Genomic DNA, 14,863 nt, shown 5'->3' with positions numbered 1-14,863 from the left:
GTGTTTATGCTCCGAAATTACTGCTCAGGAAGTTTTTGCGGAATTTTCCGTGACCGAAGGATTTCTTCGTCACAATGCGATATTTGACGCCAACACCCGACGGGCGAGGCATAAGGTCGAAGTTTTCTAATAAGAGTCTCAAGCGTTCGTCAGGGTTGTAATTGAAGACGTAGTACATGTAAGTCATGTCTAACGGATCTAAGACAAAGACCTTGCTGTCCTCTTGCCAAAAGAAACGCATCAAGAACTCATTGATATTGGTGACTGTGGGGCTTTGAGTCAGATTGAAGTAACGCATACGAATAATTAGCCGCTTTTGCTCAACCGTCAGTGCGAGTGTGTAATCTGAATTACGCCGGAAGTTAGCTTTGAAATTGGCTTTCTTTTTGCCAAAACCAAACCCCACTTTCGTTTTGTCACTGGGGGGAACATCAATCCCTAGCGGTACATCAAGAATACGCGACCAGATATTGAGACCGAATTCATTCGCTGTATCGATATTAAAAACATCACGGTACCAGTTGCGCCAAAACTGCACTGTCGATTTATCAAAGTAAGCGGCTTTGTAGCCAGCCAACGCCTTTAAGCTATCCGCATCTTCATATTGCCAAAGAATGGCTTTCAATAAATCCGAATGAAAATCAAATGATTGTACTGATTTCATACGATCACCACTTGTACAGCACTACCTTTTATACGAGACACTTCATTCAGCTTTATCGTGAAGTTATTAGAAGACCACGCTTTACCATCTGTTGAAAGCTCTACACGCGTAATAAACAGTCTTGGCTCTACGGTGTTAATACCGGCTGAAATTTCAAAGGGAGAAACATCACGCCCAACCACTAAACCGCCGTCGCCTTCCACATCACCATTCGCCCAAGACTCGACCGCTTTGGGAATAATGGTTTGTGCATCTACCGTGGCTTTTTTTACGGTCACACGACAAAACAACACGATTTCTTTTGCTCTATCAAATTTCACGGGATACGTTTGACCGCTGATTTTCTCCAGCACCTCAACTTCTTCACTGCCGTTAAAGGCTGCGCCGAGTGTTTTAGTTCTCAGTAAAGATTGAGCAATTTGATTCTTATCACCGCCCTCAACACAAACGTAAACGCTATGAGGCACCAAGGTGATCCCGTCGATAATGACTGGCGTATCGCCATAGTTCTCTCTGAATGCCAAAGAACGCACGCCTTCCAACTCATAGAGTGCTGATGTAATCGCCTCTCCGACACTTACCGTATTTCTGGCCAGTGTTTGTTTACGTCTGCGTCTGGCATGCAAATCAGACTCTTCAGTTCGCCCTAGCGTCGCAGAGGTCGGGTTATTCACTGTTTCCCAACCAAGCACTGAACTGGCCACTTTATCAAGCTGTCCAACACCACATTCAATTGCACCAGTCTCAATGGAACGCATATCGCCTGTAGCGGTGCCGTCTTTACCTAAAATTAAGGTTTTGGTCGTTTCAAAAAGATCGCCACCTCGCGTCGTTGCCTGTGAACCTTTAGGGATAATGGTACCAGCGACACCACTAAACTTAACCTGAGTCAGAAATGAGTGTGTCGCATCAAAGCGTTGACCGCCCATCAGCGCCCAGATTGCATCGAGAAAAATGCCGCCGGCTAAATCGGGGTTAATCTGATTGGCTAATTCAGCATTGTTACGAGCGACTGCGTCCCTATTCTCGACTTCCATGGTGATCAGAGAGCCTTGTGGGGTTTCAGGATTAACATCTAAATCTTGACCAAACACGCTTCTATATTCGTTTTCGACATCATCACGTAATGTGCTGGTATCAGGAACAACAACCCCCTGTGAGGTAATAAATTGATAATCAGCCATTGAGTGTTATCTCCCCATAAATCGTTTGTATCACTGCAGTGTATTTCAGCGTGTTATTCACTAATGAAGCCGAAAAAGACAACACCGATATAACATCGTCCAACTCTCGCATACGATCACGAAACGCAGATTCAAACAGCGGAATATCGGCTTGCCGTCCAAACGTAGTTTTCCAATACGGAATACCTAAATCCAACTTATGCAACATCTCGCCGCGTAATGCTTTGGCATAATGTTCGCAGCGTTTTTCTGATGCCCGTTCACCACTCACAATCGACAAATTTCCGTCACTCCCAAGATGGATATCGTTATTACTGTTGACATTAAATGTCCTCATATGGGATCTCCTGAATTGCTATCACCACGCTGAATACCGCTGTGTTTGTGCGTGGAACCAATATCTTTACCGTTGTGTTTCATCGTTCCACCGTTTGAGTCACTGTTACCGTTAACCGCATGGTTGCCGTTGATGGTCACATTGCCGTTAAACGTGGTTTCAGGCACATTAGCTTCGAGAATGGGCGAATCCAGCACGGCTTTACCTTCGTGCAGCGACAAACACACCGATCCATCCATAGATTGGATCACCAACGCATCCGCGTTTTTTCCATCAATCAGCCAACCCTTGAGCGTGTCGGGGTAAAACATCGCATCGCTGAAAGTGTGCAAACGTGCTGTATTGGGTTCATCTTCTAAACCGCCCCGTTGAAATACTAAACTGACGTCTCGGTCATTGGCTTTGAGCCAACCGAAATCACCCGGTTTAATCGGCATGCGGATAAAAAAGCCTCCACCACCAAAACGAAAAACAGGGATATTCGGTACCGCAGCTCGCCCCATTTTTTGCCCTTCAGTGGACACCATCATCACTAAAGGTTTGATAACAGCGCGGTTGGTTTGGTCGTCATAACTCACCACCGTCGCCGGAAGCATGTCATCAATATTCATCAAGAAATTGCGAAATGCAGCCGAGAGCTGCCCTGCCAAGCTGCCTTCGCTAGCAATATCACTATTAGGTTGATTCATGATTTAGACTCGTTTGCAGGTCGCTTGGTAAAAGAAAGGGTCGTCGTGAGAAGCAATATCGAACTTGAGTTGTTCGATAATGTAATCGCCGTTAAGTGCAGGATTAAACTTACTTTCAAGGCGAAGCATCCCACCAAGTGACGACTCAGCATCAATGAGATACGTGACATCAACGCCTTTTTCAGTGACTTTTGGAATTCCCACCATGCCGGATTTTTGGTTTAAAATACGCAAACGACCACTTAGAGCCTTATCCTGGTCTTTGACATACAACACATCATCGTCAATAAACGCTTTGACTCTGCCGGCCTCTTGCAGCTTTTCGACCTGTTTAAGTGCAGAGCCGCAAAAATACCAGTTAGCAATATTCTTATCAGTGGCTTGAAAGTCGAGTTTTACATGACAATCTTGCGCAATGTTCTTTGCAATATCACTAAGCTTGTTTATTGCCGAACCGGACGTTGATACTATTTCTCGTGCGGTGGCATTATTGGTTTTGGCTTTTAATGTCAGCGTGACATCCGGTGGGGATGCTATTTCAGCACTGACAATATCGCCGACATAAATCCGAAACACTCCCGTACTGGCGCGACCGGCTTCAACAATTAACCGGTGCGGCATTTTACTTTTTGTATACGGACTGGTTTCCGTTAACAGCATATTGCGCGTATCCGCATTTAAACCGTCAATGTTGACCGTACACTCATTCTGCAATGGGTTGGCATACTTGGTGCCATTGGCTTTTATACGCAAGCCCTCATACCACTGCAGACGACCATTTACCTCAATGCCAACTCTAATGCGGCGTAAATCAATCATCAGCACCCCACCACACCAAATATTGAGATTTCCCAAACTGTTCCCACCACGGCAACTCGTCATTATCCGTGATAAACGCAAAATTGCCGGTACCGGATAAATAGCGATAGGGGATTAGAGGTTGATTGGGCATGACGCGAATACCTTGGATTAGAGTTACATCATTACGTTTAATGTCGCAGCACATCACATTACGCGCCACTTTTATCGTGAGTTCCCACTCATCATCGGCAAGGCTTACCCGCAATCGTTGGTTGGGGACTGCATTTAATGGAATCTCTTGCATTACCATTCCCCTAGTGTAAATTCGCCATCAGCAACCTTAGCGGCTGCCGATTTTTTCTTCTTCTCTGGTACTGTCGAAGTTTGAATCTTGCCTCGGTTCACAGTGCTTGATTGCTCTTTTTTGGCAACCTTGCGAGGCTGCAAGTCACCGTACTCTGGCTCGACCGTTCGCCACTCAGTGAAACGTAATGACAACTTAATCGCGTCTGCCATTTCAGGAATTTCATCATGATAGAAATTCACTAACAACATAGGTTGATAGGTTTTAACACGCGTTTGAATGCCGACTAATTGATGTTTGTCATACGCTTGCTGCATAAGCTCAAACGCATTTTTCATCTCGCCCGTAAGTATAAGATCCATGCCAATTTCAACCGGCTGAACAACGACATGATCGCTACGCGTCTCGCCGGATTCAACAGCAAACTGCGTCGCTTTATGTTCGTCACGGACATTAATTTGGATAGGGTTTGCACTCTCAAATAGTGTCGTAAAATTATCTACGTTGAATATTTTAACTTCGGTGATCATTTGCCCCACCCTGTGCTATTTTGATGCCCCAAATCTTGCAGCTGTGATTGAAGCGCATCTTTTGTGCCGTTAGCCATACCTTGCGCATCCGTCGCTTGTGTTTCAACCTTGATTTCACCAATTGAAAGATTGGTTTCGTTGGTCGTGCTGGATTGATTACTGATTGCTTGACTAGTGACGGGGTTCATTGGATTAGTCGACATACCTGTGATTTGCTGGTTTAACCCTTGCACCAGTAAGGCCGTATCTTCTTCCGACAGTTTTGGCGTTTCAGGGATCTTGTGTTCGATTGTTCCACCTGCAGAGACTTTACGCTCAACTGTCTGAGTCACTTCTGCATCTTCAAAACCAAACCAGCCTTTAACTGTACTCCAGCCATTTTTAATCGCGTCCAGCCCGTCATTGATCCAGCCGAGATATTGCTGTATTTGCGCCCACAACCATTTGAAAATATCCACAACAGTATTTGATACGGAGTCAAATACTCCCTCAAATTTCGCGCCCCACCCTTTCAAACCATCAATAAAGGCATTCAGCACAGCAACAAAATTCGAGACGCCATCCATCATCAAGTTGAATGCAGCGACAGCTGCATCGGCTACTACTTTCGCAACATCAATAATGAAGTTAAAGAAAATCTTAAATGATTCCCACAACTGTAAAATGACAGCTTTCAGCCCCGGATATTCATCAAGAATACGGCCGATCATCGAGTCGTTTCCGTCGATAAAATTCATGATGTCGTCATAGACAAAAGCGAACGCAGCCGCTAACAATGCGATGACGGCAATAATTGCCAGAATGGGCCATGTTGCGGCTAGCGTAACTGCGGCTGCAGATAACATTGGAGGGATGTAATAAAGGGCGATGGCCGAACCGATGGCAATAAAGAATCCCGTTATCAATCCTTTGTTATCACTGCAAAACTTAACAAAAGATTGCACCCACGATAGAACCGCCGTTAATGCTGGCAGCGCCGCATTCATAACGCTCATCATGACACTACTGAATACGGTTTTTAGACCACCTGTAACCTCTTTATACTTTTGAGATTGTAGGGCCAGCTCTTTGGTGACAACGCCATTTTCTTTTTGTTTTTTCGTTAAAGTCTCGAGTTCTTGCCGACCCTTTAATATTGATTCAACAATTTTGTTATCGGTAATCCCGACTTCTTTAATCCTAAATATTGCTTCTTCTTTGCTCATCCCTTGAACCGCATCGGATAAGCGGTATAAGCCTTCCATCGCATTAATGGAGTCGCCTTTTACGTCTTTTAAGCTGATTTTTAAGCTTTTAAATACATCAGCTTTACCAGATGATGCATCTTGTAACGCTTCACCAATGCTTTCAGACATATCCATAAGTGAGTCACGCGCGCCTTGTGCATCCCCACCCATGGCTGTAATTACTTTTCCGAACGCATCTACGTCTTCAACGGGCAAATTCATCGCATCTGCAGACTGCGATAAGATATTCACTTCTTCAGCGGTAGATTGGATAAAAGAGGCCACACCGCCAATTGTTAAACCCAAACCCACCATGCCAGCCATTTTGACTAAAAAGCCCGACAGTGAGTGTGTGGCCTTGCCGTATTGCGTGGCGACGTTATCCACAGATTTTGAGAGCTGATAGTTTTTATTGGCTAACTTTTCGGCTTCATTCACGGCTTTTCCAGTAACCGTGGTGTGGTCTGATAAAGTGCCTTCTGCACGCTGAATATTTGACTCAAGAACTTGAATACCATTAGCCAGCTTTTTATTACTTTCGGCAGATAACACATTTGATTGCTGCAGTGATTTTGCATAATCAAGATAGTGTTTCATCTCATCGAGATACGCGGACATTTCCTCCCTAGGCGCATCGAGATTAATATCAACTTTTGCACTATCCGCACCGGCTTGAAGCGAGGATGCAACTTGAGAAAGAAATCCAGTGAGTGAAGTGATCCCCCCTTTGGCATTCTCGCTTACCAGTTTCATGTCCGCGATAATGTCATCAGTAGAGCGTTGGACTTTCTCAAACGCACTGTCTGCTTGCTTTGTGTCAAACTCAAAAACCTGAACAAAGGTATCCATTAATGACATTATCTATCCTTTGAAGCCGCTAGGGCTTCGTTATAGCGATTGGTAATAGCGATTTCCCACAGGTCCATCGCCTCTTCTAAATCTATTGAGGTTTTGAGTTCTGTGAAGGTGGCGAGGCGTTCGCTGATGATGACGGCAAAGAAGCTATCAGCGTTTTTATAATCGACGGGAGTGAAGCGCTTACCTTGCTGAGCAGGAATTGGAGGAAACCTTGGCTCCCGTCTTTGCCGAAAAAACTGGTGTTATATTTCAACATCTCCAACTCTAAGCGGATCAACGATTCACCATCCGGCACGTGGTTATCAATCAATGTTTGCGTTTTAAGTGGAATTTCATCCCCCTCAACCACAACGCAGACATACGCCATCATTTTCAGCATGGCTTCTTTACTGACATCATAATCACCAATTTTCGGTGCGTTAGACAGTGGGTATTTAGCCAAAATTTCACGCCCGACAGTTGCCGGTAGTCGGCTGATCACAAATAGCTTTTCGTCACCATCAACGTCTTTGATAGCGACTTCTTTGGGTTTAATTAACATGATGTGAACCTATAAAAAAGCGGGGAACCCCGCCATAGTTGGAAGTGAATTAACGGACTCGCGTGCTGTCGAAGTCTTGGAAAACAAAGGTATATTGCTTTGCTTTTAACTTACCCGATGACCCTGCTGAATTACCTCGAGGACCATTGGTGATTTTACCGTTACGTGCCGTCGTAGTTGAACCATCCCCATACGATGCCACCATCGTGATCATATCGCCGGCATGACGACGCCCTTTTTTCGCTGTATTTGCCTCGAGCAAAATCGACAGGTTTTGGTCTTCTTCGCTACCGGCTAAAACGTTAATTGTCACCGTCTGCGGCGTCGGTATTGACCAGCTCACCAAATTACCGTTAATGTCCATGCCAGTCTGCGCGATATCGACGGCAGGTAAATCCAGCGGGTCGGCATCATCCGCAAAGGTGGTGATTAAGATACCGGCAGGAAAAGTTTTAGAGGCTTGAATCGTTAAACTCAAGCCTGTTGCTGAAATGTCGCTCATTATCTGTTCCTTACACTAAATTATGTGAGCCTTCGACTTTGCGTACCCAGTCGCCTTTTCCGTAAATTAATACGTACTTCATGACATACTCGGGCAATCCACTCTCGCCAGTGCTTTCAACGATTTGGGCGTTGTACCAATAGCCCTTGTCCTGCACGTCATGCCAAGCGAGGTCATCACCGGAAGCATCGGCAATCGCCAGTTTTTGAACTTCGGTGATTGTCTTGCCGGCTAAAATCGTGCCGTTATCCAATGCCTTAGTAACCGCCCCAGCTATCACCATAAGCGCACGGGCTTCCCCATCTTTATTCGCCGGAACACCACGCGTGGAAAGCAATACACTGAACCACTGTTGCGCGATATAGGCTTTTAACCACTGCTCGTTAGCGTGGACACTCATGTCCAATGGATTCGATGGTCCCCCACACAAGAACCCGCGCTGATAAAAGCGAATCTGCGAACCGGCAACCGCCGTTTCACCGTAGTAGTTCACACGCGATTTGTCGTAAAGGTTGGCATCCTGGTCAGTAGTAACCTGCGCTGGGAACGTCACGCTAAATTGACGGAACATGTAGTTCGTTGTTGCATTAGTACGGTCATAATCAGTTGCGGCCATGATCGCCATTGGCAGCGCTTGGACGTGGTAACCATTTTCAGTTTTAAGATTAAGCCCTACAGATGCAGTACTGATTAATGCTGCGCTAAAATCTTCAACCTTACCTTTACTCACGCTCAGGTGAAGTTGGTACTTCACGTTTTCACCTGCTACATACTGCGCCAGTGGAACCGCTTGTTCTAACGACATTTCATCTAAGAATGTTGCACTGCCAAAAGAATCGGAAACTTGCTCAGCAATAATAAAGGCTTCAAGTGGTGTTTGTGCTGGATTACCTTCGGATGTGGTGCCGGATGATAACCCCATCGCATTCGACAGCACGGAGTAAGCCACACTGATAGAGGCGCGTTCCTGAACGCCACCGCTTAATTCAAAGGCACTATTCAATGAGTTAAACGTCAAATAGCTGCTTGAGAATTGAGGTTCAGTCTCGGCATTCAGTTTCGCTTGGATCAGAGAGGCAATATCGGCATACGATTTCACCTCGGATAAATCCAAGTCTTTGTAATCTTTGGTGATGGAACCGATAGTGACAGACAAAGTACCATCCGCAATCATTTTTAAATCTGCTAACGCCGCTGCCTTGGTACCAAACAACGTAGGTGCTCGTCCTACTGGCTCATAAGACGCGATTTGCAGCGCTTTAGGCTTGCTAACCGGTGCTGGACTGACATAGCTGAAATACTGACGCGCAAAGTGCGCTTCGGGTGAATCCGCGCCTAACAGTTCATCAACTTGACCACTGGCAAACTCTAAAACTTTGCCTGCGGGAATTTTGGGGTTTGTTGAAAATAAGCGACCGATTAATTTACGCATCGGAACAGCAGACGCGCCAATGACCGCCGATGCGATATCAACGTATCGAGTTTGTTTAATTGGCATAGTAAAACCTTATATGCGGTGAATGTCAGGATAGAGCGCACTAACAGCCGCTGTATCGGGAAGTAATGTACGGATGAATGAAACTGTGAGGTCGAACGAGGGATTTTGTTCGTAGTTACCATGATCATTAAGAAAATAAGGTCTACGAATGGTGCTTGCGCGTTGAATACCCACACCTTGCTTTCTTAATGCTTCAACAAACGGCAAAGAGTTGGTAATCATTCTGACAATAGCGGTAATGTCTCCCGCCGTATAACGCCCTAAATCGGTGATTAAGGCTTGAAACTGGTATGTCTTTTCAGATAATTGGTTTTCTTGGTGATTCGCCTTTTCACCTTGAACGTTGTATTTTCGCCCCTGCCATCCGTGACCATGCTCATCAATAGGGAAAAACATCAGCATGTTTTCCTCACGACCTTGCTTTGTCGATTGAAAACCCGCTTTGACCGGGATCTCAATCCCTGCCGCTTTAAGTTGAAAAAGAAGCTGTTTACGAATGGCAATATCAACTTCGTTATCTGTCATAAGCACCTACCTCGATACAAATTACCGATTTCCAACCGTCCTGCTCATACCAATCCGCATCGCCCATCACATCGTATTTTTTGCCATTGAAAACAAGGAAATCGGGAGACGTTCCGCGCTGAATGCTTTTGATATCGTGAGAGGTATAGAAGCGACGATAAACCGAGCTTGAATCAAACCCCATACTTTGGGCGTCTTGTGTATCTACCGCTTGCCAACTCCCGCGAATTTCAACCGGTTCATGGTACTGATTTTGGTCATGCCCTAAATCATCTGGCTCACGACCTTTAAAGCGAAACCACAGGGCTTTTTGCTGAGGAATATAGCGAGAAGCTATGCGATGCAAATTACCAAACATTATTTGTCCTCCACGGCAAAAGTGACCGCATTTAACATCTGACCTGTATCGACCAATGGCTTATTCGTCGATTTGCCTTTGCTATGTCGCCGCGCACGAGCCTTTACTGTTGCATCATCTAATGCGGGTGTTGTTACTGCTTTGATAGCTAACTTCACATCACTAGCTGCTTTTGCACCCACTTGAGTTAGCCCATCGGTGACTGTGATATTTCCCTTTGCAGCTGCTTTAGCGGCACGAAAGATTAACGAACCATACTCTGATTTTTTATCACTCATCGTAGGGCGAAAAAACGAGCGAGGAGGAATACCACCTTCGGGATAACCTAATTCCTGAATAGCGGCAACATACGCAATTGGCGTCCCATCGGGATATTTTGAATGATCAAAAAAACCGACTTTCAGCTGTTTATTACCCAATTCGTCATAGACTTTTTTCAACTGAGCCAATTTTGTCATTAACGCAACCGCCCTCCTCGCGTGAATCGACCACCAACGCCACGAAATGCCGAGCGCTCACCCACACCACCAAAGTATTGAGGTACGCTACAGCGTTTAATTAGCGCTAAGAACTGCTGCCCGTAGGTCGTCATTTTGAACCAGTGCGACCAATCAGAACCGGCAGGGGGCGCGGAATATGACACGCTGATTTTGTCCATGGTAACACTGGTGATAACCCCTGTTGGCGCAGCACCCTCGGCGATTTGTTGGTTTAAATCCAACATATGAGCAACAACCAACATCCACAATTCATTGGTACAAACACCACGACAAGGCGAGAAGTAATTCAACGCAGATTGGGCGATAACATAAACATCATCATCAGGCACCCCGTTGAACTGAGGGCGGAGCACACGAAATGATTGAAGAGGAAATGTGCTCGCATCCATCATTATTTACCCTTTTTGTTGGTTTTCGGAACTTCCTGTTTAGCCGCTTCCAGTGATTCAGGTGTTTCAGGTGCTGAGTTGTCACTGGCTTCCATATTTGTAGCCACCTTGTCTGGATCTTCTTTGCGATTTTCCACACTGATAAACCCGTTTTCTTTATGCAACTGAAATACATGGTTATCTTTAAGTTGGGCGTATTGTTCATCACTAATTTCCGTGACACGCCCACGCGGGGTATACATGTGCTTAGTCATGATGTTGGCTTGACCTGCAATAAACACCTTGCCGTCTTTAACGGAGTAATTTTGGTCGTTTGATAATGTGCAATAAACATAGAGAGACATGGCTTTCTCCAAGAAAAAAGCCCTCAAATGAGGGCGTAAAAAAGGAAGTAGTTAAGTTAGATGCCCGTTAGACGGGTGATCGCCCAAGGACGCGTGACAAAGACACCTGCTGTTGCGTTAGTCGCATCCTCTAAATACCCTTTAATCTGAGCTTGTGAACCCAGCAATTGGTACTTAACCGGTACAACTTGCAAGATTGTCGCGCTGGTTGCGGTTGAGCCATCATCCACAGTGTCAGCGAACATATACGCCACATCAGCCCCACCATTCGCCCCGACAAATTCAGGCGAGAACACAAAGCGCATGTTTGGATAGTTCTCTTTCACCCACTGATACACGGTCTCACCTCGCGCCACAGGGTTAGCAACGTTTAGTGCTGAACGGTAGCCCAACGGCAACGTCAACGTGATATTGATATCATCTTTGATAATACCGCCAGAGGTGATCTCAATGCGTGAGAACATGTCAGTGATATCTTTGGTGATATCCGCAAACGTACCGCCTTTCCACTTTTTCGATGCAGTTTCATAAGCCGGCAAATTAGGCTCATTTAACAGACCGAAAACACGGGTTTCAGGGGCATTAAAACCGTAATAACCAATGCGCTCACGACCTTGCTCTAATGACTCAACCACCGCATTACGTTTTTCTGCTGCTGATTCAAACCCTGCTGCAGACTGGCGCGCTTCTTCGAGCTTACCGACTTGGAAGCCTTGTTCGAAACGCACGATGCCGCGACGCTCTTGGTCTTGAATGTAAGATGATAACGGCACGTTGGTATGATCACCGTAGAGCTCAGCTTTACCGGTTGGTGTTGCCACGTTTAAGATGATTTCTTCATCGTGCCACTCACCCGCATTCAATACACCGGTGATTTCATCCAGTACGCGAACACGAGTTGCAGTACGAATCAGTCCAGGGAGAACATGTTGCAACATTTCACGCTGAATTAACCCACCCTGCATGGCGGTACCGCTAATTGCGGAGTCCATTGCAGCCAGTCCACCAAAGCCGATTTTGTCTAACTCTTCGTATGTCCACTTCTGAGCGGGATTGATATTAAGCTGTCCTTTTTCTTTAACTTTACGACCGGACATATAAAACTTTTGCTTGCTAACTGGCATTATTCACCTTCCTTTACTGCCACTGGGTATGGGATTTCAGTTAAGCGAATAACGCTCAAATGGGCTGATTCGCTGGATTCAACGTGACGACTAACAAAACCAATCACGCGGTCACCAGCTGCTGGAACAAGCTTGGAGGAAAGTGAGCCGTCCGTTTCATCAAAGACAACTGGCGCATTGATCTTACCTACCCCCTCTTCGAGTTCGACATAGACTTCGCCCATTGCCAAAAACTCACCTTGCGTACCGTTACGTGCATAACCCACTTCAACACGATACGCTTTCGGGTTAATCATGATCCCAGCAAATGCGCCATCACCGCCAACTTGAACAGACTCAACGGAATCATCTTTGTAAGTGAAAGCGCGACCGAAAATGTTTTCTTTCTCATCTTTTGAACTGAGAATTGCCGCTATTGCGCGAATCGGGCCTGCATGGCTGATTTCACCCACGACACCAGACGTTAAACCATGCGCCACTGATTTAGGAATTGCCATTATTTAGCTCCCCATTTATCCATAATTGATTGATTGCTAACCGCAGAGTCCATCGTTGCCGTAGCTTTCTGAGAATCCGGTACACGCCCTTGCATCCACGCATCGAGTGCAATGGATTCATTACCTTTGCCACATTGAATACCGAGCTTATCAACGCCATACTCCGCTACTTGCTGCTTAGTCATGGCAGCATGGTCAAACACGCCAATGAACGGGGTCAACTTATGCGCTAATGAATCACGCTCACCGATTTGCTTTAACAGCGTACCAGTGTCCATTGTTGGCTTTGACGCTTCCAAGCGCTTAATCTTGCGCTTTAAAGATGCAATCTCGTCCATCGTGCCGATGCCATTTTTCAAGCGCTTGATGCGACGATTTAAACTATCAGTGGTAGCTTGGTCGAGATGCTCTTTGGCTTCCTCGATAGCTTCAACAGCGGTTTCAATCGCAACTTCAGCAGCTTCTACGGCTTCAGATGTACCCGTTGAGGCTTCTCCCACTGCAACTTCGGCAGCTGCTACGGCTTCTTCAGCTTTTTGCTCTTCTTCGGGATTAGCATCCGTAGATTTTTTTTCTTCTTCCGGCTCTTCGTCGGTTGAAGGCTTAGTTTGTGCAATCACCTCTGCAATAATGCTTTTCAGCGCAGTGACTTGCTCCGCTGTAAACGCACCTTCATCAGCGGTTTGCTTCTCTTTGTTTTCTTCTTCGTTCATGCGAATAAGTTCCTTTGTGTCGATAGTAATAACGAGGTGATCTTGCACAGCAACATCAGGGCCGGTTCGCCCTTCATCTACTAATGCGAGGTGATTTCCACGTAGGTGACGCTGAATTACGTCATAGTGCTGCCCTTCATAAATACCGGAGGTGAATTCATACTTACTGCGGTAACCAGGTGAAAGGTCGATTTTGCCGCTGTCGATATTGCTAAGTGCTACATCAGAAAAGATTTTGATATTGGCTCTAAGATACGGAGGGTCAAAATACACGTTCTCACCAATAACACCCTGAATGCCTTTCTTCTCCGCTGGGGTGGCATATTTACCCAGCATTTCATGTTCAATAATGAACGGGGTTAACTTGAAAGAGTTGATCGTCTCTTCACTGGCTAATTCTTCGGGTGGGCGCAATACACGGTAAATTTTATCGGGTACCGGCGCACCAATTTCTGCCCCCAAATAATCAAAAACCCCAACTTTAGAGATGGGGTTGTCTTTTACTTCGAGCCAGCCGTTGTTGTCATAAGTTCGTTTTGTCATGTCTCCTCGCCAAAATCGATAACGGGTGACCAAAAGCACTTACAATTAGGTAATTGCCCCGGTAATCCACGCTCGCCCGTTTTTGGGTCAATCATGGGTGGGTTATCTAAATCAAAGACTTCACCGTCTAGCTGCAGGTGCCACTCTCTAGGCTCGGCACTTCCACCGGAGTGATGCCAAATAGCTTTACGAATTCCCGCTGATTTCATGCGCTCATAGTTCGCCGCAGTCGTGATTTTTCGCGTTTGGTCAACGGCGATAAAATTCGCTCGGCTTTCCGTGACGCTTCCGATATCCCGTATTTCATCTAGCAGCGTTTTAGCCCCCTCTCCGCTTTGTGAGATAGAGCGCAACGCCGCACTTTCAATACGTTGATGAAATTGAGTAGGAATGGATTTAATCAGAGAGATATTTTCAGCTGTTGCGGCAATCATTTTGTCTTTTAACGCGTCGGGCATTGCTGGGGTTTTGATGGCGATACCACCAGAAAGCTGCTTGAGAGAATCGTCTAAATTACGCTGCGCACCGATGTCGACTTGTGAAACAAACTTATCGGCCATGGCGCTCGATTGAGTATTAAAGATTTTATCCCATTTACGTTTTAACCGGTTGAGCCAAATTCGCGTTTGACTCGCAATGCTGGCGTCCATCGTGGCGCCGTCAAAATCATCACTCAGTTCACTAAACACTTTTTCATAGTCTTTAATCATTGAGTTGATTAACTGTGACATGTCAC

At 45.8% G+C, this 14,863-nt stretch carries 20 protein-coding genes; all 20 read right to left on the bottom strand.

Going from position 1 to position 14,863, the window contains the following annotated elements:
• Nucleotides 1–4 precede the first annotated feature (4 nt).
• Entirely contained in the window at nt 5–664 is a 660-nt protein-coding gene (locus GKR71_RS16475; RefSeq protein WP_154634593.1) for a DUF2612 domain-containing protein, read from the bottom strand.
• Entirely contained in the window at nt 661–1,848 is a 1,188-nt protein-coding gene (locus GKR71_RS16470) for a baseplate J/gp47 family protein (protein WP_154634592.1), read from the bottom strand. Before GKR71_RS16470 ends, GKR71_RS16475 begins: the two co-directional genes overlap by 4 nt.
• Entirely contained in the window at nt 1,841–2,185 is a 345-nt protein-coding gene (locus GKR71_RS16465; protein ID WP_154634591.1) for a hypothetical protein, read from the bottom strand. Before GKR71_RS16465 ends, GKR71_RS16470 begins: the two co-directional genes overlap by 8 nt.
• Nucleotides 2,182–2,874, bottom strand: a complete 693-nt coding sequence (locus GKR71_RS16460) for a Gp138 family membrane-puncturing spike protein (RefSeq protein WP_154634590.1) — start codon at nt 2,872–2,874, stop codon at nt 2,182–2,184. Before GKR71_RS16460 ends, GKR71_RS16465 begins: the two co-directional genes overlap by 4 nt.
• Nucleotides 2,875–2,877: 3 nt before the next feature.
• Nucleotides 2,878–3,693 (bottom strand): baseplate hub protein, encoded by an 816-nt coding sequence (locus GKR71_RS16455; protein ID WP_154634606.1) that lies wholly within the window; start codon nt 3,691–3,693, stop codon nt 2,878–2,880.
• Nucleotides 3,686–3,979, bottom strand: a complete 294-nt coding sequence (locus GKR71_RS16450; RefSeq protein WP_154634589.1) for a phage baseplate plug family protein — start codon at nt 3,977–3,979, stop codon at nt 3,686–3,688. Before GKR71_RS16450 ends, GKR71_RS16455 begins: the two co-directional genes overlap by 8 nt.
• The gene (locus tag GKR71_RS16445) at nt 3,979–4,509 is read right to left on the bottom strand and encodes a phage baseplate protein (RefSeq protein ID WP_154634588.1); all 531 of its coding nucleotides are present in this window, start codon (nt 4,507–4,509) and stop codon (nt 3,979–3,981) included. The genes GKR71_RS16450 and GKR71_RS16445 overlap by 1 nt, the downstream gene beginning before the upstream one ends.
• Entirely contained in the window at nt 4,506–6,593 is a 2,088-nt protein-coding gene (locus GKR71_RS16440) for a hypothetical protein (protein ID WP_230085108.1), read from the bottom strand. Before GKR71_RS16440 ends, GKR71_RS16445 begins: the two co-directional genes overlap by 4 nt.
• Before the next feature lie 82 nt (nt 6,594–6,675).
• Nucleotides 6,676–7,134: a hypothetical protein gene (locus tag GKR71_RS16435; RefSeq protein ID WP_154634587.1), complete on the bottom strand. Its 459-nt coding sequence runs from the start codon at nt 7,132–7,134 to the stop codon at nt 6,676–6,678.
• Between the two features lie 49 nt (nt 7,135–7,183).
• On the bottom strand, nt 7,184–7,636 hold the full coding sequence (locus GKR71_RS16430; RefSeq protein ID WP_154634586.1) for a phage tail fiber protein: 453 nt from the start codon (nt 7,634–7,636) through the stop codon (nt 7,184–7,186).
• 10 nt (nt 7,637–7,646) lie between these two features.
• Entirely contained in the window at nt 7,647–9,134 is a 1,488-nt protein-coding gene (locus tag GKR71_RS16425) for a DUF3383 domain-containing protein (protein ID WP_154634585.1), read from the bottom strand.
• A gap of 9 nt (nt 9,135–9,143) precedes the next feature.
• Nucleotides 9,144–9,659 carry a phage gateway protein gene (locus GKR71_RS16420; protein ID WP_154634584.1) on the bottom strand — a complete coding sequence of 172 codons (516 nt, stop codon included), beginning with the start codon at nt 9,657–9,659 and terminating at the stop codon, nt 9,144–9,146.
• On the bottom strand, nt 9,649–10,017 hold the full coding sequence (locus GKR71_RS16415) for a phage collar protein (RefSeq protein ID WP_154634583.1): 369 nt from the start codon (nt 10,015–10,017) through the stop codon (nt 9,649–9,651). The genes GKR71_RS16420 and GKR71_RS16415 overlap by 11 nt, the downstream gene beginning before the upstream one ends.
• Nucleotides 10,017–10,475, bottom strand: coding sequence for a hypothetical protein (locus GKR71_RS16410; RefSeq protein WP_006661494.1), 459 nt, complete (start codon nt 10,473–10,475; stop codon nt 10,017–10,019). The genes GKR71_RS16415 and GKR71_RS16410 overlap by 1 nt, the downstream gene beginning before the upstream one ends.
• Nucleotides 10,475–10,906 (bottom strand): DUF4054 domain-containing protein, encoded by a 432-nt coding sequence (locus GKR71_RS16405; protein WP_154634604.1) that lies wholly within the window; start codon nt 10,904–10,906, stop codon nt 10,475–10,477. Before GKR71_RS16405 ends, GKR71_RS16410 begins: the two co-directional genes overlap by 1 nt.
• A gap of 2 nt (nt 10,907–10,908) precedes the next feature.
• The gene (locus GKR71_RS16400) at nt 10,909–11,250 is read right to left on the bottom strand and encodes a hypothetical protein (protein WP_154634582.1); all 342 of its coding nucleotides are present in this window, start codon (nt 11,248–11,250) and stop codon (nt 10,909–10,911) included.
• A 56-nt stretch (nt 11,251–11,306) separates the two neighbouring features.
• Complete coding sequence (locus GKR71_RS16395; protein WP_154634581.1) at nt 11,307–12,374, bottom strand: major capsid family protein; 1,068 nt, start codon at nt 12,372–12,374, stop codon at nt 11,307–11,309.
• The gene (locus GKR71_RS16390) at nt 12,374–12,871 is read right to left on the bottom strand and encodes a structural cement protein Gp24 (protein ID WP_154634580.1); all 498 of its coding nucleotides are present in this window, start codon (nt 12,869–12,871) and stop codon (nt 12,374–12,376) included. Before GKR71_RS16390 ends, GKR71_RS16395 begins: the two co-directional genes overlap by 1 nt.
• Nucleotides 12,871–14,127 (bottom strand): DUF2213 domain-containing protein, encoded by a 1,257-nt coding sequence (locus GKR71_RS16385; protein WP_154634579.1) that lies wholly within the window; start codon nt 14,125–14,127, stop codon nt 12,871–12,873. Before GKR71_RS16385 ends, GKR71_RS16390 begins: the two co-directional genes overlap by 1 nt.
• Nucleotides 14,124–14,837 (bottom strand): phage minor head protein, encoded by a 714-nt coding sequence (locus GKR71_RS20440; protein ID WP_154634603.1) that lies wholly within the window; start codon nt 14,835–14,837, stop codon nt 14,124–14,126. The genes GKR71_RS16385 and GKR71_RS20440 overlap by 4 nt, the downstream gene beginning before the upstream one ends.
• Between the last annotated feature and the right edge of the window lie 26 nt (nt 14,838–14,863).

Origin of the sequence: Providencia sp. wls1922 (assembly GCF_009706505.1) — a bacterium.
GTDB classification, from domain to species: Bacteria; Pseudomonadota; Gammaproteobacteria; order Enterobacterales; family Enterobacteriaceae; genus Providencia; species Providencia lanzhouensis.
This window is presented reverse-complemented; position numbering and strand designations above follow the sequence as displayed.

What these genes read in the sequence shown, in the direction of transcription:
- GKR71_RS16475 (WP_154634593.1), bottom strand. Translation starts at nt 664, where the DNA reads ATGAAATCAGTACAATCATTTGATTTTCATTCGGATTTATTGAAAGCC.
- GKR71_RS16470 (WP_154634592.1), bottom strand. Translation starts at nt 1,848, where the DNA reads ATGGCTGATTATCAATTTATTACCTCACAGGGGGTTGTTGTTCCTGAT.
- GKR71_RS16465 (WP_154634591.1), bottom strand. Translation starts at nt 2,185, where the DNA reads ATGAGGACATTTAATGTCAACAGTAATAACGATATCCATCTTGGGAGT.
- GKR71_RS16460 (WP_154634590.1), bottom strand. Translation starts at nt 2,874, where the DNA reads ATGAATCAACCTAATAGTGATATTGCTAGCGAAGGCAGCTTGGCAGGG.
- GKR71_RS16455 (WP_154634606.1), bottom strand. Translation starts at nt 3,693, where the DNA reads ATGATTGATTTACGCCGCATTAGAGTTGGCATTGAGGTAAATGGTCGT.
- GKR71_RS16450 (WP_154634589.1), bottom strand. Translation starts at nt 3,979, where the DNA reads ATGCAAGAGATTCCATTAAATGCAGTCCCCAACCAACGATTGCGGGTA.
- GKR71_RS16445 (WP_154634588.1), bottom strand. Translation starts at nt 4,509, where the DNA reads ATGATCACCGAAGTTAAAATATTCAACGTAGATAATTTTACGACACTA.
- GKR71_RS16440 (WP_230085108.1), bottom strand. Translation starts at nt 6,593, where the DNA reads ATGTCATTAATGGATACCTTTGTTCAGGTTTTTGAGTTTGACACAAAG.
- GKR71_RS16435 (WP_154634587.1), bottom strand. Translation starts at nt 7,134, where the DNA reads ATGTTAATTAAACCCAAAGAAGTCGCTATCAAAGACGTTGATGGTGAC.
- GKR71_RS16430 (WP_154634586.1), bottom strand. Translation starts at nt 7,636, where the DNA reads ATGAGCGACATTTCAGCAACAGGCTTGAGTTTAACGATTCAAGCCTCT.
- GKR71_RS16425 (WP_154634585.1), bottom strand. Translation starts at nt 9,134, where the DNA reads ATGCCAATTAAACAAACTCGATACGTTGATATCGCATCGGCGGTCATT.
- GKR71_RS16420 (WP_154634584.1), bottom strand. Translation starts at nt 9,659, where the DNA reads ATGACAGATAACGAAGTTGATATTGCCATTCGTAAACAGCTTCTTTTT.
- GKR71_RS16415 (WP_154634583.1), bottom strand. Translation starts at nt 10,017, where the DNA reads ATGTTTGGTAATTTGCATCGCATAGCTTCTCGCTATATTCCTCAGCAA.
- GKR71_RS16410 (WP_006661494.1), bottom strand. Translation starts at nt 10,475, where the DNA reads ATGACAAAATTGGCTCAGTTGAAAAAAGTCTATGACGAATTGGGTAAT.
- GKR71_RS16405 (WP_154634604.1), bottom strand. Translation starts at nt 10,906, where the DNA reads ATGGATGCGAGCACATTTCCTCTTCAATCATTTCGTGTGCTCCGCCCT.
- GKR71_RS16400 (WP_154634582.1), bottom strand. Translation starts at nt 11,250, where the DNA reads ATGTCTCTCTATGTTTATTGCACATTATCAAACGACCAAAATTACTCC.
- GKR71_RS16395 (WP_154634581.1), bottom strand. Translation starts at nt 12,374, where the DNA reads ATGCCAGTTAGCAAGCAAAAGTTTTATATGTCCGGTCGTAAAGTTAAA.
- GKR71_RS16390 (WP_154634580.1), bottom strand. Translation starts at nt 12,871, where the DNA reads ATGGCAATTCCTAAATCAGTGGCGCATGGTTTAACGTCTGGTGTCGTG.
- GKR71_RS16385 (WP_154634579.1), bottom strand. Translation starts at nt 14,127, where the DNA reads ATGACAAAACGAACTTATGACAACAACGGCTGGCTCGAAGTAAAAGAC.
- GKR71_RS20440 (WP_154634603.1), bottom strand. Translation starts at nt 14,837, where the DNA reads ATGATTAAAGACTATGAAAAAGTGTTTAGTGAACTGAGTGATGATTTT.